The organism is Amycolatopsis cihanbeyliensis (assembly GCF_006715045.1).
GTDB lineage: Bacteria > Actinomycetota > Actinomycetes > Mycobacteriales > Pseudonocardiaceae > Amycolatopsis > Amycolatopsis cihanbeyliensis.
Genome location: NZ_VFML01000001.1, coordinates 1,921,092 through 1,939,192, shown reverse-complemented (window position 1 = coordinate 1,939,192; position 18,101 = coordinate 1,921,092). Strand labels below are relative to the sequence as shown.

At 71.3% G+C, this 18,101-nt stretch carries 15 protein-coding genes and 1 pseudogene; 8 read left to right on the top strand and 8 right to left on the bottom strand.

What is annotated here, in order from left to right; all coding sequences use genetic code 11:
- Positions 1-3 precede the first annotated feature (3 nt).
- Both FB471_RS08430 and FB471_RS08425 read left to right on the top strand, forming a co-directional pair.
- Positions 4-1,629, top strand: coding sequence for an AMP-binding protein (locus FB471_RS08430; protein ID WP_141996763.1), 1,626 nt, complete (start codon positions 4-6; stop codon positions 1,627-1,629).
- Positions 1,626-2,576 carry an NAD(P)H-dependent flavin oxidoreductase gene (locus tag FB471_RS08425; RefSeq protein ID WP_141996762.1) on the top strand — a complete coding sequence of 317 codons (951 nt, stop codon included), beginning with the start codon at positions 1,626-1,628 and terminating at the stop codon, positions 2,574-2,576. The genes FB471_RS08430 and FB471_RS08425 overlap by 4 nt, the downstream gene beginning before the upstream one ends.
- An 88-nt stretch (positions 2,577-2,664) precedes the next feature.
- Here the strand turns inward: FB471_RS08425 and FB471_RS08420 are convergent, their stop codons facing one another.
- Positions 2,665-2,871, bottom strand: coding sequence for a DUF397 domain-containing protein (locus FB471_RS08420; protein WP_141996761.1), 207 nt, complete (start codon positions 2,869-2,871; stop codon positions 2,665-2,667).
- 5 nt (positions 2,872-2,876) lie between these two features.
- Positions 2,877-3,713, bottom strand: coding sequence for a helix-turn-helix domain-containing protein (locus tag FB471_RS08415; RefSeq protein ID WP_141996760.1), 837 nt, complete (start codon positions 3,711-3,713; stop codon positions 2,877-2,879).
- A gap of 232 nt (positions 3,714-3,945) precedes the next feature.
- Here FB471_RS08415 and FB471_RS08410 point away from each other — a divergent pair, with 232 nt between their 5' ends.
- Both FB471_RS08410 and FB471_RS08405 read left to right on the top strand, forming a co-directional pair.
- Complete coding sequence (locus FB471_RS08410; RefSeq protein WP_141996759.1) at positions 3,946-4,143, top strand: hypothetical protein; 198 nt, start codon at positions 3,946-3,948, stop codon at positions 4,141-4,143.
- A complete protein-coding gene (locus FB471_RS08405; RefSeq protein WP_141996758.1) occupies positions 4,118-4,561 on the top strand; it encodes a hypothetical protein in 444 nt (147 codons plus the stop codon). The genes FB471_RS08410 and FB471_RS08405 overlap by 26 nt, the downstream gene beginning before the upstream one ends.
- On the opposite strand, the gene fxsT is transcribed toward FB471_RS08405, so the two are convergent.
- The 3 genes from fxsT to FB471_RS08390 all read right to left on the bottom strand — a co-directional run bounded on the left by fxsT (position 4,542) and on the right by FB471_RS08390 (position 8,566).
- Entirely contained in the window at positions 4,542-7,034 is a 2,493-nt protein-coding gene (fxsT, locus tag FB471_RS08400; protein WP_141996757.1) for an FxSxx-COOH system tetratricopeptide repeat protein, read from the bottom strand. The two genes, FB471_RS08405 and fxsT, sit on opposite strands and share 20 nt — an antisense overlap.
- Before the next feature lie 128 nt (positions 7,035-7,162).
- Positions 7,163-7,906 carry a decaprenylphospho-beta-D-erythro-pentofuranosid-2-ulose 2-reductase gene (dprE2, locus tag FB471_RS08395; RefSeq protein ID WP_141996756.1) on the bottom strand — a complete coding sequence of 248 codons (744 nt, stop codon included), beginning with the start codon at positions 7,904-7,906 and terminating at the stop codon, positions 7,163-7,165.
- Between the two features lie 75 nt (positions 7,907-7,981).
- Positions 7,982-8,566, bottom strand: coding sequence for a TetR/AcrR family transcriptional regulator (locus tag FB471_RS08390; RefSeq protein WP_141996755.1), 585 nt, complete (start codon positions 8,564-8,566; stop codon positions 7,982-7,984).
- A 120-nt stretch (positions 8,567-8,686) separates the two neighbouring features.
- On the opposite strand from FB471_RS08390, the gene FB471_RS35475 reads away from it, so the two are divergent.
- Positions 8,687-10,264, top strand: a complete 1,578-nt coding sequence (locus FB471_RS35475; protein WP_141996754.1) for an FAD-dependent monooxygenase — start codon at positions 8,687-8,689, stop codon at positions 10,262-10,264.
- A gap of 6 nt (positions 10,265-10,270) precedes the next feature.
- Here FB471_RS35475 and FB471_RS08380 read toward each other — a convergent pair whose 3' ends face one another.
- The gene (locus tag FB471_RS08380; protein ID WP_141996753.1) at positions 10,271-13,474 is read right to left on the bottom strand and encodes a WD40 repeat domain-containing protein; all 3,204 of its coding nucleotides are present in this window, start codon (positions 13,472-13,474) and stop codon (positions 10,271-10,273) included.
- Positions 13,475-13,575: 101 nt separating this feature from the next.
- On the opposite strand from FB471_RS08380, the pseudogene FB471_RS34995 reads away from it, so the two are divergent.
- Positions 13,576-13,662, top strand: a pseudogene (locus FB471_RS34995) (transcriptional regulator); the annotation flags it as partial.
- A gap of 256 nt (positions 13,663-13,918) precedes the next feature.
- Here the strand turns inward: FB471_RS34995 and FB471_RS08375 are convergent.
- Positions 13,919-14,503 (bottom strand): TIGR03086 family metal-binding protein, encoded by a 585-nt coding sequence (locus FB471_RS08375; RefSeq protein ID WP_141996752.1) that lies wholly within the window; start codon positions 14,501-14,503, stop codon positions 13,919-13,921.
- Positions 14,504-14,586: 83 nt separating this feature from the next.
- Here FB471_RS08375 and pdxR point away from each other — a divergent pair, with 83 nt between their 5' ends.
- Positions 14,587-16,005, top strand: a complete 1,419-nt coding sequence (gene pdxR, locus FB471_RS08370) for a MocR-like pyridoxine biosynthesis transcription factor PdxR (protein ID WP_141996751.1) — start codon at positions 14,587-14,589, stop codon at positions 16,003-16,005.
- Positions 16,006-16,090: 85 nt separating this feature from the next.
- Positions 16,091-16,522, top strand: a complete 432-nt coding sequence (locus tag FB471_RS08365) for a CBS domain-containing protein (RefSeq protein WP_141996750.1) — start codon at positions 16,091-16,093, stop codon at positions 16,520-16,522.
- Between the two features lie 8 nt (positions 16,523-16,530).
- Here FB471_RS08365 and FB471_RS08360 read toward each other — a convergent pair whose 3' ends face one another.
- Positions 16,531-18,096 carry a DUF4139 domain-containing protein gene (locus FB471_RS08360; RefSeq protein WP_141996749.1) on the bottom strand — a complete coding sequence of 522 codons (1,566 nt, stop codon included), beginning with the start codon at positions 18,094-18,096 and terminating at the stop codon, positions 16,531-16,533.
- Positions 18,097-18,101 lie beyond the last annotated feature (5 nt).

Here is an 18,101-nt window from a genome sequence, read left to right as displayed (position 1 = left end):
CGGATGGAGAACCCCGTCGAGCTGGCCGCGGTGTGCCCGCTCACCACCGAGGACGTGCTGCGCCGCGCCGTGGGCATCGCGCCCGAGCTGGAGGCCGTGGTCACCCCGCAGGAGCGGGTCGGCTACGCGGAGCTGGCCTCGGAGGTCGCCACGATCCGTTCCGCGCTGGCCGCCGCGGGCGTCGGACGCGGTGATCACGTCGGTGTCTGCCTCGGCAACGGTCCCCGCTGGGTCGCGCTGTTCCTGGCGATCGGCTCGCTCGGCGCGGTGACCGTCGGGGTCAACACCCGGCTGCGCGCCGAGGAGATCGGCTACGTGCTCCGGCAGTCGCGGGTGAAGCTGCTGTTCCTCGCCGACCGCCTTCTGAAGATCGACTTCGTCGGGATGCTGCGCGAGATCTGCCCGCGGGTGGACCGGGAGCTGCCCGATCCGGCGGTACCCGAGCTGACCTCGGTCGTCGTGCTCGGCGATGACGTGCCGGACGGTGCGCTGCCGTGGGCGGAGTTCCTCGCGGCGGGTGGGGAACCGGTGCAGCCGCGGTGTACCCCCGAGGACGTGTTGCTGCTGCAGTACACCTCCGGCACGACCTCGCGCCCGAAAGGCGCCCTGCTCACCCACCGCGGGATGTGCGCGGACGCGTTCTTCTCCGGTGGCAGGCTGGGGTTGCGCACCGGCGACCGGTTCTACAGCGCGCGCCCGTTCTTCCATGTCGCGGGCAGCACCCTGTCCGTGCTGGGCTGCCTGCAGCAGGTGGCGACCCTGGTCGCGGCCGAGCGTTTCGAGCCGGGGGATGCGCTGGGGCTGATGGAGACCGAGCGGTGCACGCACTTCTCCGGCAACGACACGATCGCGCTGATGCTGCTCAACCACCCGGACCGGCCGGAGCGGAGGCTGGTGCTGCGGGGCGCCTGGCTGGCCGCCTCACCCACCATCGCCCGGCGGGTGATCGACGAGCTCGGCGCAGCCGAATGCGTGGTCGGCTACGGTCTTTCCGAGGCATCGCCGAACGTGGCGCAGTCGGCGTGGTGGGAACCGGAGGAGGTCCGGGTGGCCGGACGCATGCGACCCGAGCCCGGCGTCGCCGTCCGCATCCGCGATGTCGAGACCGGAATGGACTGTCCTACCGGGACCAGGGGCGAGATCCTGGTGCGCGGCTGGAACGTGATGCGCGGCTACTACGACATGCCGGCGGAGACCGCCGAGGCCCTGGATCGGGACGGGTGGCTGCACACCGGCGACATCGGCCTGCTCGACGAGTCCGGGCGGCTGGAGTTCCTCGGCAGGGAGAAGGACATCATCAGGGTCGGCGGGGAGAACGTGGCTCCGGCCGAGGTGGAGAACGTGCTGCACGGCCACCCGAAGATCCGGCAGGCGGTGGTCGTCGGCGTGCCGGACGAGCGGCTGATCGAGGTGCCGTTCGCGTTCGTCGTGCTCAACGAGGACCGGGCTGCCGACTCCGGGGAGCTGCTGGACTGGGCGAAGGCCCGGATGGCCGGGTTCAAGGTCCCCCGGCACCTGCTCGTGGTCGAGGGGTTCGAGCGGTTCGGCATGACCGCGAGCGCGAAGGTACAGAAGCGGCAACTCGTCGCGCATGCCGAGCGGCTGCTCAGGGAAGGTGCACTCGGATGAGACTCGAGACCTCGGTGACCCGGTTGCTCGGCGTGGACCTTCCGGTGGTGCAGGCCGGGATGTCCTGGGTGTCCTCGGCCGCGGCGCTGCCACTGGCCGTGTCGCGGGCCGGTGGCCTCGGCGTCATCGCCGCGGGCCCGATGCGGCTGCCGGACCTGGCGAACACGATCGACGAGGTCCGGCGCGGCACCGACCGGCCTTACGCGGTGAACCTTCCGCTGCACCGCAAGGACCTCGGCGAGGTGCTCGACCTGCTGATCGCCAAGCGGCCGCCGGTGCTGATCGCGGGCCAGGGCGGGCCGCGGCACTACCTGCGGCGCTTTCAGGACATCGGCACGGTCTGCCTGCACGTGGTCGCGGGGGAGGAGCACGCCGTCAAGGCCGCCGCGTCCGGTGTGGACGGTCTGGTGGTCGTCGGAGGGGAGGCGGGCGGGCACCCGCCCGCGAGCCAGGTGTCCACGTTGATCATCGTGCGGGCGATCACCGCGGCGCTACCCGAGTTGCCGGTCGTCGCCTCCGGCGGGTTCGCCGACGGCCACGGGCTGGCCGCGGCACTGGCGCTCGGCGCGGGAGCCGCCCAGTTCGGCACCCGTTTCCTGCTCAGCACCGAGGCCAACGTGCACCCCGCCTACCAGGACGCGGTGCTGCGCGCCGGGGTGGCGGACACCAGGATGGTCGGCAACGGCCTGCGCCCGATCCGCGCCGTGGCCAACGAGTTCACCGACCGCATGGCCGAGCTGGAAGGCGCGGGCCGGGACCTCGAGCTGCGGCGCGCGGAGTTCGAGAAGTCCACACTCCGGATGGCCGCGGTACACGGCGACGTCACCGACGGCAAGGTGGAGGCCGGGCAGTCCGCCGGCTTGGTGGACACGATCATCTCCGCCGAGCGCATCGTGCACCAGATCACCGACGAATACCTGACCACCGTCCACCACCTCCCCCGCTAACCCCACCCGGGAGCCCTGAACGTGGCTTTCGCGACGTCAGATGTCCCAATAGTGCCGTTCGCGACGGTGGGCGTCCTGATCGCCACGTTCAGGGCACTTCCGGCGGGTTGGTGAGCAGGGCGCGCAGGGCGGCCGTGCTGAGGTGCAGCGCGGGGCCGGTCATGTTCTTGCTGTCGGCGATGGCGCCGCCGTTGGGCAACCAGGTGAGCATGACGCACTGCGCGCCACCACCACCGTTGCTTTTGCTGCTTTTGCGCCACTGTGCTCCGGGCAGGTTGGCGGCCGAGATCGTCATGATCGCTATCTCCCTTGGCTCAGGTCCACGATCCTCCCCTCCAGTATGGCCCTTGACTCGTCCTCGGCAGCGGCGATCCGGTAGGCATGATCGAAGGCGACCAGGTGCGGTCCGGTGGCCTTGATGTAGTCCGGCCTGGTCAGCGACTCGACGTAGGCGAGGGTGCGGTCGGGCTTGACGTAGAGCAGGGTGAACGGGCAGCTCAGCGCGGGGCTGGCTCCGGCCGACCAGGGCAGGACGCGGAAGTGGACGTTCGGCATGTCGGCGATCTCGCGAAGCCGTTCCAGCTGCCGCCGCAGCACTTCTGACCCGCCGACCTCGCGATACAGCGCCTCCATACCGAGCACGATCCACAGGTCCGGGCCGCCGGGATGCACGATGCGCTCGCTGCGTTGCGCTCGTGCCTCGGCATGGCCGAATGCCTCACCTGCCGGGAGCATCGGCGACACAGACAACGCCGCGTGCGCGAACTCCTGGGTTTGCAGCAAGCCGGGAATCTCGTTGTAGACCATGCGGATCTCGGAGGCGGCGCGTTCCAGCGCCACATACTGCCTGGAGGAACTGCCGACCCGTTGCGGGGCGGAGCGGCGGCGGGCGTCCTTGGCCAGGGCGCGGAAGTCGTCGGCCTGCCGGGTGCGCAGCTTGTAGAGCTGGATCATCATCTCCACATCGGCCGGCTTGGCCGCGATGATCCCGTTCTCGATCTTCGACAGCTTCCCGGAGTAGCCGCCGAGCTGCCGGTCGGCCTCGCCGAACTCGATCCCGGCCGCCTCGCGGTGCTGCCGTGCGCGCTCGCCGAAGGTCAGCCGCTGGATGACCGGCGTGGAGTCTTCCTCAACCATGGCGCGCAGTCTGCCGGAACGACCTGCCATCCCCGCATCACCCAATCGTAGTAAGTCTGGTTGCAACGCAACTTTCACTCTATAGAACCACACTGCTGTTTGCATTGCTGTTTTAGAGTCTCAGGTGTCGGTCGGCGCCCACTTGGCTCGGGTCCCGCCGACCGGCAGCGGGCGGGGATGCGCCAGGCGCGGCCTCCCCGCCCGCCCCAGCTCCGGAGAAGGGGGTGACGTCATGCAGACGATCGGAGTGATCGTCGGGTTGTGCCTGATCGTGATCGCGACCTGCGGCGCGCTGCACCTGGTGTGGCCGCAGCGCCCGGCGGAGCGTAGACACCCCCGCTGGACCGTGGCCGCCATCCAGCGGCGCGTCGAAGCCGAACGCACCGGCCGGGTGGTGACCGACCGTGGAATGGTTCGACGCCACCGCTGACCCCGCCCACGCGCTGAGCGGTGACCAGCGGCGCCTTGCCGCCATCAGCATGGACGCCCTGCTGGACGAGCTCGCGCACCGCCGCTGGGAGAAATGGGCCTTCGGCGACGCGGCCGACCCGCTGGGCATCGCCTTCGTCCTATGGTGGCCCGCCCACGCCGATGTGGTCGTCCTGCACGGCCCCGACCGCGCCGTCACCTACCGCGCCCACCGCGACCCCCGATGGCATCCGTTCACCCCTGAAGCGGTGGCCTGGGTCTACGCCGGACCACCCACCCACGCCATCCGCACCCTGCTCCTGCTACCCCCACCGGACGCACTGAACGCCCCTGCCGACGTCCTCCGCCTCGGCGACACTGTCCGCGTCCCACCCACCTGGCTCGCCCGCCGACCCCAACTCATCCGCCCGAGCCAGTAACGGCCGCGCGTGCCTCCTCCAGGTTCCGGCGCACCAGTTCCGTCGTCGGATGGTCGGGTGGCAGCCTCCGTGCACAGTCGGCAAGAGCGCGTTCCAGCAACCGCACGGCCTCGCTGGGCTCACCCGCGTCCCGGCAGGCGGTGGCGAGATTGTTCCGCGAGCCGACGGTGTCCGGATGGTCCGGCCCGAGTACCCGTTCCCGGCCCGCCAGCGTGGTTCGGTGCAATGTCACGGCCTCCTCGATGCGCCCTGCCAGATGGTAGGCGTTGGCGAGGGTGTCGTAAGCGACGAAGGTCTGCCAGGCCTTCACCCCAAAGGTGCGTTCGAAGTCGGCGACGGTCCACTCCAGCAAGGTGATCGCTTCCTCGGACCGGCCCACATTGAAGTAGGTGGTAGCCAGGTTGCGCCGGAGCTGGATGGTGTCGTGGTGGTCGTCTCCGAGCAGCCGCTCGGCGTCCGCTATGGCCTCCCGGTAGAGCTCGATGGCCTGCTCGGTAGATCCCGCGACCTCGTAGGCGATAGCGAGGTTGTTCCGTGTGCGCAGGGTGGCGGGATCATCGGACCCGAGGATCCGTTGCTGGTCCGCGAGACATTCCTGATGCGCGGTGATGGCCTCCTCGGCGCGGCCCGCCATTCGGTAGGCCAGTCCGAGACAGTTCCGGGCGATGGCGGTGTGTGGGTCATCCTTGCCGAGCATCCGCTCGGTATCCCTCAGGTTCGCCTCGTGCAAGACGACCGCCTCCTCGATCCGCTCGGCGGAGACGAGTGCCAAGCCGAGGTTGTGGCGGACCGAGAGGAGGCTCGGGTGGTCCGGACTCAACACGCGGTCCGCCACGGCGGCGGCATGGTCGAGGAACTGGATCGCACGATCTGCGTCCCCCTGCCCGTTCTGGAATACCCCGAACTGGTTGAGCAACCAGAAGAGCAGGTCGTCGTCGGGGCAATGGCCGGCGACTGCCTCGGCGTGCGGCCGCAGCGCCCGGTAGAGCGGCCAGTTGGCTGGATCTTCGTGGCCGGCGTCGCCCAATGCTTCGGCCAGGGCGGCTAGGGCGAGCTTGGCCGAGTCCATATCGGACGCATCGTCGAGTACGCGGGTGACCGCCTGCACCAGGCGGTGCACGGCCAGCAGTTCGCCGTCGACGGTGATCATGCTGTAGGCGCGGAGCTTCCCGATGGCCCGCAGCAACTCCGGCTCGCTGGCGAGGTCGTCCAGCAGCCATCGGGGGATGTCCTCGGGGGCGAACCAGGACAGGACCCGCAGTACCTTTCCGGACAGCGGGTCGAGCTTGTCCATGGTGACCCGCCAGATGCGGGCCACCGTCCGCCGCGCGTCGGCGCCCTCGGCCGCCTCGTCGAACATCACCGCCGGGTGCCGGTCCAGCAGCCGGTGGTAGTCGGCCGGGCTGATCCCGGTCTGCGCGAGGTAGGCACCGGCCTGCTCGATCGCCAGCGGCAGCCCGCCCAGCTCCCGGCACAGTTCCTCCGCCCCGGTCAGGTCGTCCGTGCCATGGGCGGCGATCCGGGTCAGCAGTTCCACCGACTCGTCCCCGGTCAGTACGTCGAGGTCGAGCGGCCGGGCCAGGCCGTGCCAGCCGGTGGCCCTGCGGCTGGTGATCAAGACCCGGCCCGGTCCGGCGCGGGCGAGCAGGGGCCGGATGTCGGCCGGGTCGTCCACATTGTCCAGTACCAGCAGCCAGCCCTCGTTCGCTGCCAGCCAGCGCAGCGCCTGCTCCGGCAGCAGCTCCGCGGGCAGCTCGGCCAGCTCCGGCCGCAGTATCGTGGCCAGCCGGGCGAGGGCCTGCTCGACGGATCCGGCCTGCTCGGCGGTGATCCAGTAGATCAGGGTGCGCTCGTCCCGGTGCAGCGCCACGTAGCGGGCGGCCAGGGTGCTCTTGCCGACGCCACCGAGCCCGTGCACGGCGGCCACGACCACCGGATCGCTGGCGGCCATCGCCGCCTCCAGTTGAGCCAGGTCCGCCTCGCGGCCGACGAACAAGTCGGGCCGGACGGGCACACCGATCGGGCCGGGTGGTGCGGGCACCCGCTCGATCGGCGGGGTGTCCGGCGGCAGCACGACCGAGCCGATCTGCATGTTCCAGGCGTTGTCCCCGGTGGAGTTGATCCCGCCGCTGTCCCCGCCCACCGAGATCGACTTCGCCCCGCCCGAGGGCAGCAGCGCGGCGATCTCCGCGGCGAGTTCGGCGTCCTCGCGCAGTGCCTTCTTCAGCTGGGCACGCAACGCGGCCTGGAAGTCCGGGTCGTCCAGTTCCCCGGCCAGGTCGGTGACCGCCTGCTCGACGTTCTCCTTCGAGTCCTTCCGGCTGAACAGCTTCGCCAGCAGGTGCTGCCCGAGCCCGACCGTGCCGTCGGCCGCGGCCTCCTGTGCCTTGGTCAGCACCTCCGACCCGTAGGCGGCGACCGCCGACTCCACCGCCGGGTAGACCTGCTCGACCAGCGCCGCGACATCCTCCATGCGAGCCTCCTCCACCTTCCGCCCACCGAACCTACCCGCGGGGCCCTGAACGTGGCTTTCGAGACGTCAGATGTCCCAATAGTGCCGTTCGCGACGGTGGGCGTCCTGATCGCCACGTTCAGGGCACGTCAGCGGGGGAGGCGGCGCCAGAGGGGGCGGGGGAGCAGGCGCATCAAGGCGAACACCGGGCGGAGGATGGCGGGGACCCAGACGTCGGCCCGGCCACGGCGCAGGGCGCGGACGGTGGCGTCGGCGACCTGGTCGGCGGTGCTGGAGAACGGCGCGGGGCTCATGCCCTCGGTCATCCGCCCGACCACAAAGCCGGGGCGTACCAGCAGCAGCCGCACCCCGCTGCCGGTCAGGGCGTCGGCGAGCCCGCTGGCGAAGCCGTCCAGCCCGGCCTTGGCCGAGCCGTACACGTAGTTCGCGCGGCGCACCCGCACTCCGGCCACCGAGGAGAACACCACCAGGCTGCCGCTGCCCTGCTCGCGCAGCAGGTTGGCCAGCTCGGTGAGCACGGCGACATGCGCGACATAATCGGTGTGCACAATGGACAATGCGTGAGTGGTGTCCCGCTCGGCGCGCTGCTGGTCGCCGAGGATGCCGAACGCGGTGACCACCACACCGAGGGGCCCGTGTCGCCTGGCGATCTCGTCCAGCACCTCGCGATGGCGCGACACGTCGTCGGCGTCGAACTCGACCCGGTCGACCGTGTCCGCGCCCGCCGCACGCAGCGCCGCCTCCTGCTCGTCCAGGTCCTGGCTGCGCCGCGCCGCGAGGACCACGGTGCGGGCGCCACCGGCCACCAGCCGGATGCCGACCGCGAGGCCGATCTCGCTGCGCCCGCCGAGGATCACTACCGTTCCACTCACGGTGCAGCAGTGTGCCAGTACCCGGTGCCGAGACACGGGAAAGGTAGGGACGCGGGCGGAGCCACCGTGGCGCGGTCAGGGTGCGCCACGGAGTCCGTATTCGAGCAGGTCGAACACGGTGTCGAGGGCGGCTCGGGGGTCGGGTTCGTCGCTGAGGAACTGCGGGATCTCGAGGATGTAGCGGGCGAGGGCGCGGGCGGTGAGATCGTCCGGGTCGCGGCCGAGCTCGGTGGCGATGGCCTCGGCCAGGGGTGCTTCGCAGCGGATCCACAGTTTGCGTGAGTAGTCGCGCAGGGCCGGGGTGTTGACGATCAGTTCGGTGAGCCTGCGGACCTCCGGGGTGGGGTCGGCCACGAACGGCCCACGCCCGGCCATGAACTCCCGCAGCGCGGCCGTCGCCGACACTCCGGCGGGGCGTTCACGCACCGCGGCCAGCAGGCTTTCCCTGCGTTCGACGCCGTCGTCGAAGATCAACGCCTCCTTGCCGTCGGGGACGTGTTTGAACACCGTGGGGACAGAGATGTCCACCGCGTCGGCGATCTGTTTGACGCTGACCTCGTCGTAGCCCTTCTCCAGGAACAGTCGCTGCGCGGCCTCGGCCAGCGCCCGGCGCGTCTGGGCGTTCTTGCGTTCCCGGCGTCCGGGTGGCTCAACAGACATGTCACCACCCTAGCAGATGATTTAACTCACTAAATATATTAACTCGATTGCTAGTTTAATTCAGTCGTGTTTTTCTGGGTGGGTCAGAGTGTGACCCAACGCTGCGCAGGGGTGATCGAGATGAACGTCGACGACAACGAGACGACACCGGTGCTGATCGTCGGCGGCAGCCTGGTCGGGTTGTCCGCCGCGGTGTTCCTGGCCTGGCAGGGCGTTCCGGTCATGCTGGTGGACAAGCACCGCGGCAGCTCCCCGCATCCGCGGGCGATCGGTTTCACCACCCGTACGGTGGAACACTTCCGGCAGGTCGGGGTCGAGGTGCCGCCGTCGCTGCAGGGCATGAAGCCGCCGCGGCGGGCCCGGGTGGAGAGCCTGACCGGGACCTGGCTCGAGGAGTACCCGTGGACGCCCGGCGGCAAGGGCGCCTATGGCGCGGAAGACTCCCCGGTGCACGCGATCGCGATCACCCAGGACCGGCTCGAGCCTCTGCTGCGTGCGCGAGCGGTCGGGCTGGGCGCAGACCTGCGGCCGGGCACCGAACTGCTCGGCTTCGTCCAGGACACCGACGGCGTGACCGCCACCCTGCGCCGTCGCGACGACGGTCACGAGTACCGCCTGCGCGCGCAGTACATGGTGGCCGCGGACGGCGCGGCCAGCTCCGTGCGTGCGGCGTTGGGCATCGGCCGCCACGGGGCAGGTCCGCTGTCGGTGCAGCGCAGCATCCTGTTCCGCGCCCGCTTGGATGAGTACCTGGAGCACGGTGTGGTCCAGTTCGAGATCGAGCAGCCCGACCTGACGGCATTCCTGACCACCTACTCCGACGGACGGTGGGTGCTGATGCTCAGCGACGACATCGAGCGTGCCGCCGACGAGCAGATCCAGGTGGTGCGGCAGGCGATCGGCCGCACCGACATCCCCATCGAACTGGTGACCACCGGCCGCTGGGAACTGGCCGGGCTGATCGCCGACCGCTTCTCCGCCGGCCGGGTGTTCCTCGCCGGGGACGCAGCCCACCAGTTACCGCCCAACCGTGGCGGTTTCGGCGCCAACACCGGTATCGACGACGTGCACAACCTTGCCTGGAAACTGGCCGCCGTGCTGTCCGGGAAATCCGAGCCGCGACTGCTGGACACCTACGACGCCGAACGCCGACCTGTCGCGGACCTACGACACGACCAGCTCTTCGCGCGCGCCGACTACAAGACCCACCTGACGGCCCCCACAACCGACGTGCCGGTGCTGGACGACGCATCCATCGAACTCGGCCAGCTCTACCGCTCGGCCGCGGTCCTTGGCGCGGACGCCAACCTGCCGCCCGCGCAGCGACCCGACCAGTGGGCCGGCCAGCCCGGCACCAGGGCCCCGCACCTGTGGGTCACCATCGACGGCAAGGAAAGCTCGACGCTGGACCTGTTCGAACGCGACTGGGTGCTGCTGTCCGAAGACGACCGCTGGGCAGTCACCGCGGCCCGGCTCGCCGCGCAGTTGGACATCCCGGTCACGTTCGTACACATCGGCGCCGACGCGAAACCGGTGGAGCCCAACGCCTTCCGCACCGCCTACGGTCTCGAATCCGACGGGGCCACCCTGGTCCGACCCGACGGCTACATCGCCTGGCGCACCAGCACCGCCCCGCCCGATCCCATCCACGCACTCGACGCCGCATTGAACGCCACCGCTATGCCCACACGCTGGTGAGGCCCGCTACCGGTCGAGGTAGGCGTCCAGTTCCTCCGCGGTGAGCTCCCTGCTGGCCATCCCCGCCGCGAGCGCGCGCACTTCCCCAGCTGGGGCGCAGGCCGTGCAGGTCCAGGTCCGCACGGTGCCGTCCTCGTGCGCGCTGACCACTCGGCGAGGGTCGCTGCCGTAGGCCACCGTCTCCACGGTGGTGCCGAAGCCGTCGAACACGATCGGGGTGCCGTCCCCGGTGACCGGCCAGAAGCGGACCGACTGGTCCCCGCTGGCGCTGGCGATCCACCGCCCGTCCGGGCTGAAGGCGAGGTCCCACACCGCGCCCCGGTGCCCGACCAGCCTGCGCGGCCTGGCGTCGCTGCGCATGCTGTTCTGGTCCCACACCAGGACGCTGCCCGCGTCCCCGCCGCCGGCCAGCCGGGTGCCGTCCGGGCTGAACGCCACATCCCACAGGGCACCCACCTTGCCGTGCAGCAGGTGCAGTTGCTTGCCGGTGCCGGTGTCCCAGATCCGGATGGTGCCGTCCTCCGATGCGCTGGCGAGGCGCCGCCCGTCCGGGCTGAACGCGACCCTGCGCACGCTGCCCTGATGGCCTTCCAGCACGCGGGGAGGCCGACCGTCCAGCGGGGTGATCCGGACGGTGTCGTCGGGGCCGCCCGCCGCCAGCAGGTTCCCGTCCGGACTGAAGGCGACACCGACGGATCGCGGGCCCGCTGGGAACCTGCCGATCTCCCGCCCGGTGGCCGGGTCCCACAGCCGGATGCCGTCCGCGCCGATGCTCGCCACCCGCCTGCCGTCCGGGGCCACCGCGACGCCGTGCACGTCTCCCTCGTGGCCATCCAGCACAACCGGCTCCGCGGAATGTTCCGGACGCCACAGCCGCACCGTACTGTCGTGCCCGCCGCTGGCGATCGGCGTGCCGGCGGGCGCGGTCGCCGCGCCCCAGGCCGGGCCCCGGTGTTTCTTCGGCAGGACGCTCATGCCCGAACCGACGTCCCACAGTCGCGCGCCCTCGCCCAGCCCGAGACTCGCCAGCGTGGTTCCTTCCGGGCCGAAGGACACCTTGACGACCACGCCACCGTGGCCCCGCAGTACGCGCGCCTCGAGCAGCGTCTTCGCGTTCCACAGCCGCAGCGTGTTGTCGTTGCCCCCGGTAGCCAGGTACTGGCCGTCCGGGCTGAATGCGACCGCTTCGACGGAGCCGCTGTGCCCGTGCAGCACGGCGGGCGGTGAGTCGTCGGCGAGGTACCACACCCGGACCGTGCCGTCCTTGCCCGCACTGGCCAGCCGCCGACCGTCCGGGCTGAACGCTACGGAGGGCACGTGAAAGTCGTGACCGCGCAGGATCGAGCGGGGCTCGGCCGGATCGGCGAGATCCCACAGCCGGATCGCTCCGTCGGCGCCGCCGGCCGCGAGCCTGCGCCCCGCCGAGTCGAAAGCCACGCTGAGTGCCCGCTCCGGCGCGCGCAGCAGAACAGGGCCGGAACCTGGCTGATCCCGCCGCCAGATCCGGATCACGCCATCTTCGCCCGCTGCCGCCACCCTCCGGCTGTCCGGACCGAACCGGACCTCGGACACGGGGCCGTCCGCGGCCCGCCACGCCTGCTCCCGGGAGCCGGTGCCGGTGTTCCACACGCTTACCGTGCCGTCCATGCCCGCCACGGCCAGCGACGTTCCATCGGGGGCGAGATCCAGGCCGGTGACGGCACCCACGCCGGACAGCACCCTCGGATCGCCCGCCACCTGGCTGCCCTCCCTGCGCCAGATTCGCAGGCCGCCGTCAGTCCCGCCGGTGGCGACCAGCCGGCGGCCGATCGCCACGGCCCCGGCCGCGCCCGGCAGCGTCGCCCTGACCCGCGAGTCCACCACGGCCTGGCGCAGCACCGCCGTCGCCTCCGCCGACGGTGACTGGTCGAACGCCCGCGTGGCCAGCAGCAGGCCGGTCTCGGGGTCGCGATCCAGCTCGGCCCGTGCCGCGGTCACCAGCTGGCGGTGTGCCGCGAGGTCCCGCTGCCGCACCGCGCGGTCGGCCTGCACCACGGCCAAGACCGCGAGCACGCTGACCACGACCAGCGCCACGGACAGCCCGGCCAGCGCCAGGCCGCGGCGCCTGCGCCCCGCGGCCTGCTCGCGCCGCCGCTGTTCCCCGCTCGCGGAGAGGAACGCCCGCTCCAGCTCGTTCAGCCCGGTCCGCGGATGCCCTTCCCACGCCGCCAGCAGGCTGCCCCGGTACAGGAACCCCGGGTCCCGGCCGTGCCGGTCCCATTCCGAGGCCGACTCGGTCAACCGCCGGTGCCGCCGCACGGCCTCCCTGCCCTCGTCCAGCCATGCCCGCAGCCGGGGCCAGGAGCGGACCAGCACCTCGTGCGAGACCTCCACGCTGCCTTCGCCAAGGGTGAGTAACCTGGCTCTGGTGAAGGCCTCCACGACGGCCGCGGTGTCCTCGTCCTGGCCCAGCTCGGCGAGCGGGACGCGGCGCTTGGTGTCCTCGGTTCCCTCGCCCAGCGCCACCAACCGCAGGAAGAGCTGCCTGGCGAGGTGCTGCCGGTCCGCGGAAAGCGCGTCGTAGACCTGCTCCGCGGTGCGGGTCGCCGCGGCGCGGATCCCGCCTGCGGCCTGGTAACCGGCCAGGGTGAGGGTTGTGCCCTTACGGCGTCGCCAGGTCTCCAGCAGAGCGTGCGACAGCAGTGGCAGCACCGCCGGCTCGCCCGCCGCCTCGGCGACCACCTCGGCGATCAGCGCGGTCTCCACGACCAGCCCGGCCGCGGCGGCCGGTTTGCTGATCACCGCGCGGACCTGGGCGGTGGTCAGCGGCCCCACGGTGACCTGTCCGTCCTGCCATGCCTCGATCAGGTCGGCGTGGCCGGTGCAGTGCGGGTAGAAGTCGGCACGCACCCCAAGCACGACCCGGCACCGGCCGCCCGCCGCCCGCGCGGCCGTGACCAGCGAAGCGATGAAGGCACGCCGCTCGTCCAGGGCGTGGCAATGCGTGAACAGCTCCTCGAGCTGGTCCACCACGAGCAGCAGTTTCTCGTCATCGGGCCGGCCGGCCAGGACCTGCCGCACCACCCCGCCGAACATCACACCCCGGGTGATCGGCTTGGCCAGGAAGTCGTGCGGGAAGCCGAGCTCGAGGGCGCTGGCCCGCTCCAGCGTCGCCAGCTGGTCCCCGGTGAACCGCAGGTCGAGCGCGCCCAACCCCAGCTCCCTGCCCATCGGGATCAGTGTCCGGATGACGATGAGCTGGCCGAGCTGGGCGGCGAGCTGACCGGGGCAGCGAGGAGTTCACCCGGCTGTGGGAGCTGCGCGAGGTCAAGGTGAACGGGCGCGGGCGGAAACCGTTGCGCCACCCGGAGACAGGGCCACTGACCGTCGAGTTCGAGGTGCTGAACCCCGCGCGGGATCCGGACCGGCGGCTGGTCATCTACCGCGCCGCGGACGCGGCCTCGCAGGCGGCGCTGGACACCATCACCGCCCGCTGCGCCCGCCCCGGGTGGTCACCGCGTAGCAGGCCGGCACCCCTGCCCCGAACGCCACCGCTGTCCGTGGCCGCCGGACCGAAAAGCCCTGAACGTGGCGTTCGAGACGCTCAGGGTTGCGAACGGACCATTTGGGACGCTCAACGTCCGGAAGGCCACGTTCAGGGCACTTGGGTGGCTGCTAGCGGGGGCCGGCGGCCCAGTCCGGTGACCGGCCGGTCAGGCCGAGCAGCCGGTGCAGCGGCGGGGCGTCCTGCGGCATCGGGACCACCTTGTCGAACGGGCCGTCCGGCCCCCGGCCATCGGGGTCGTCCGGGACGCCCTCCATGAACCGCAGGGCCGCGTCCACGGCACCGGCGTCCGGCTCGTAGGGCTGTCCGAGCGCCCTGGCCAGGTCCCAGCCGTGCACGACCGAGTCGACCAGGTGCATCCCCACGACGACGGTGCCGGGGAAGGTGCCGAAGTCGCGCACCGCGATCTCCCGGTCGAGCATCCCGTCGCCGTCGAACGCCGAGGTGACGGCGGCGATGGAGTCGGCGAGCGCCCGATGCGGGTCGTCCCCGAGCCTGCCGCCCTCCCAGTCGGTGGCCTTTCCGTGTGTTGCCGCCTCGGCGAAAGCGTGGTTCTCGCTGACCAGGTGCCGGAGCAGGGCGCCGAGGTCCCATTCGGCACAGGGGGTCGGGCGTTCCAAGTCGGCGGTGGAGACGGTGCTGACCAGCTTCTCGTGCAGCCGCAGCACCGCCCGGTTCGGTTCGCGAAGATCCATACATCGAACGTTAGGAGCGGCAAAGGCACTACTGAAGGACCAAAATCAGCCAGGTCACATTGGGCCAATCTAGGATCGGTGCGGTGGACATCCAGATCGACACCGAGCGCGGCCGGGGCCGAAGGGACGAGATCTACCTGCAGATACGTGCCGCCATCCTGGACGGCAGGCTGCGCGAGGGGGAGACGTTGCCGCCCACCCGGGAGCTGGCGCAGCGGCTCGCGGTCGCCCGCAACACCGTCGCCGCCGCCTACGACCGGCTCGGCGCCGAGGGCTTCCTGGCGGGCAAGGTGGGTGCGGGAACCTTCGTCCGCGCCGGGGCGAGCGGTGGTCCATCCGATCCGGACCAGGGCGCGCGGGTGTCGCTGCGGCCGAACGAGGTCTGGGAACGGGTGCCGGACCCACCACGGATGGCGGGCCCCGCACCGCGGTACGACTTCCGGGCCGGCCTGCCGGACGCGCGGATGTTCCCCTTCGACACGCTGCGCCGCCTGCTCGGGGACGAGGTGCGCGCGGCGCGGGCGGACACGCTGAACTACGGCGAACCGGCCGGGCAGCCCGAGTTGCGCGCGGCCGTCGCACGGCATCTCGGGGTGTCCCGTGGCCTGCCGGTCGAGCCCGCGGACCTGCTGATCACCGGTGGTACCCAGCAGGCGCTGGACCTGATCGCGAAGGTGCTGCTGCGGCCGGGGCAGGGCGTGGCGGTGGAGGATCCGGGCTATCCACCGGCGCGGCTGCTGTTCGAGACCTTCGGCGTCACGGTCATCCCGGTTCCGGTGGATGAGCAGGGGATCGTCGTGGCGGAGATCCCGGAGGGAACCCGGCTGGTCTACGTCACCCCCTCGCACCAGTTCCCGCTCGGTATGCCGATGTCGTTGGAGCGCAGGCAGGAACTGATCCGATGGGCCCGGCGCAGCGACGCGGTGCTCATCGAGGACGACTACGACACCGAGTTCCGCTACGTCGGCAGGCCGCTCGAACCGCTGTACCGGCTCGACGAGGACGGCAGGGTGCTCTACACCGGCTCGTTCTCCAAGTCGCTCTCGCCCGCGTTGCGCCTGGGTTTCCTGGTCCCGCCGAGATCGATCCGGGCGGCACTGGTGAAGGCCAAGTACCTGGCCGACTGGCACTCCTCCGGCCCGATCCAGTCGGCGCTGGCCCGGTTCATCGACGAGGGCGGGTTCGCCCGGCATCTGCGCCGGATGCGGCGGGAGTACCGGGCGCGGCACGAGTTGGTCGCCGAGGTCCTGCGGCGGGACTTCGCCGGGGTATGCGCGCCCATCCCGTCCCCGGCCGGGCTGCATCTCAGCGCCTGGTCCGAGTACGGCACGCGCGAGCTGGTGCGGCGTGCCCGGCGTGCCGGTGTCGGCCTATACACCCTGGGTGACTTCTCGGTCCAACCCGGCCGCGCCGGCCTGGTGTTCGGCTACGGTTCGATCCCGGCGAGTGAGATCGAACCAGGGCTGACATTGCTCCGTCCGCTGTTCGACCAGGGGAAATGACTGCTCTGCCCGGTTCATGGCTTTCTCCCCGCCGGAGTCGCCACTAGCCTGGTGTGAACCAGCTCACCGCGCCGGGAGGAGCCTCATGCGGATTGCCGATGTGTTGCGGAGCAAAGGGTCGGACGTGGCGACGGTGGAGCCGGACACGATGGTGACCGAGCTGCTCCGTCACCTCGCCGAACGTAACGTCGGGGCGATGGTGGTCGTCGGCTCGGAGGGTGTCGTGGGCATCGTCTCCGAACGTGACGTGGTGCGCAGGCTGCACGAGTACGGTGCCGGCCTGCTCGACCGCCCGGTCTCCTCGATCATGACCAAGGTCGTCGCCACCTGCACGCCGGAGGAGTCCGTGGACAGCCTCAGCGTGGTCATGACCGAACGCCGGATCCGGCACGTACCGGTACTGGTGGACGGCAGGCTGCACGGCATCGTCAGCATCGGCGACGTGGTGAAGATCCGGATGAACGAGCTCGAGCACAGCCAGGAGCAGCTCGAGGCCTACATCGCCGGCAACCGCTGACGCCTCGGCTACTCGCGCCAGCCGGTGAGCTCGACGCCCTTGCCGACGTCGACGCGGAAGGAGAGGCTGAGTTCGGCGCTCCCGCCGGGCGGCAGGTCCAGCCGCCAGCTCAGCTCACCGAGATCGGTCCGCTCGGCCGGCTCCGGGCTGGTGCGGACGTCCCGGACGGTGATCGCCTCGTCCCTGGACACCGGAACCTGATCCAGGACCGTCACCGTGGCCTGCCGCGGCCCGTGGTTGTGCACGGTGGTCCGGTACTCGGCGTCCCGGCGCCGGGCGCCGGGCAGCCCGGGCAGTCCCGCCTTGCCCGCCGAGCGGCGCACCAGCTCTCGCTCCACCCGGATGCGTTCGTCGATCCCCAGCGCCAGCTCGACCTCCTCGCCCGGTGCCCACGGTTCCAGTCGGGTGGTGCCGATGAACTCGGTTCCGTGGAAGACCGAGGCGTTGCCCGGCCGCAGCGTGTGTTCGGAGGTGTTCGTGGCCACCGCGCGCAGGTAGGCGTGCTCGTCCCGAGAAGGTGCGGTGACGTGGTCGAGCCGGGTGGCCAGCTCCAGCTCGGTGATCGTGGTGCGGTGCGCGCCGCCGTCGGTGGGCACCGCCACCGGCCGGCGCGGCCGGTAGGTCGCCGCCGCGATCCCGTGCCGCACCTCGGCCGTGCTCGCGGCGAGCTCGTAGCCCTGCGCCGCCGCCGCGCCGGGCGGCGGCGCGTAGGCCTCGAGCCCGCCCGCCGCCATCTCCCGCACGGCGCCGGCCTTGCGCTCACGGTCCAGGAACCACGGCGCCAGCTCGGGGATGCTGAGCGTGGCCGACGGCCGGGCGGTGGACAGCGCCAGCTCGCACTCCGGCCAGTCCTCGCCGGTGTGTTGCGTGATCAGGCCGTACCAGGTGAGTGTCAGCGTGTCGTCCCGCAACCGGACGTCGTAGCCGGAGTCCCACCCCGCTTCGGACACCACATAGGACAGTTCCAGCTCGACCTCGGCCTCGCCCGCTCCCTCGTCGGCCGCCAGCTCGATCGTCACGGCGTTGCGATCCGGCCCCTGCTCGGCGCCGCGTTGCTCCACCGCACGGCTCGCGGCGGCCAGCTCCTCGGCCAGCCGGGTGTGCTGCTCGGTCAGCTCCCGCCGCCTGGCGAGCACCTGGGCGAGCTGCTCGGCGAGCGCGTCACCGACCTCGGCCACCCGATCGGGTGCGGTCTCACCGGTCGACAGCGCCTTGGCGAACGCGGAACCGGAGCGTCGGGCCAACGAGTCCAGCAGGGTGCTGCGGGTGTTCTGCACGGTTTCGGCGTCCACCACCTCGTCGAGCCGTTGCCGGGCCGCGCGTTCGCGCTCGAGCAACTCCTCGAGCACCGGGTCGGCGGACTGGGCGTGCACCTCCGGCGTGAGGTCCACCCCGACCACGGTCGCGGGCCCGGATCCGCTGACCCGTACCGATTCGGGTGCCAGCCCCAGCGGTAGGCGGCTGACCACGAAACGATCTCCGGAGCCGAGGTCGGCTCGGCCCTTGCGGGTGACCCGCGCGTGCCGCGGGTACACGGTGACGGCGGCGATCGGCGCGTCGATGATGGTCGGCATGGTCC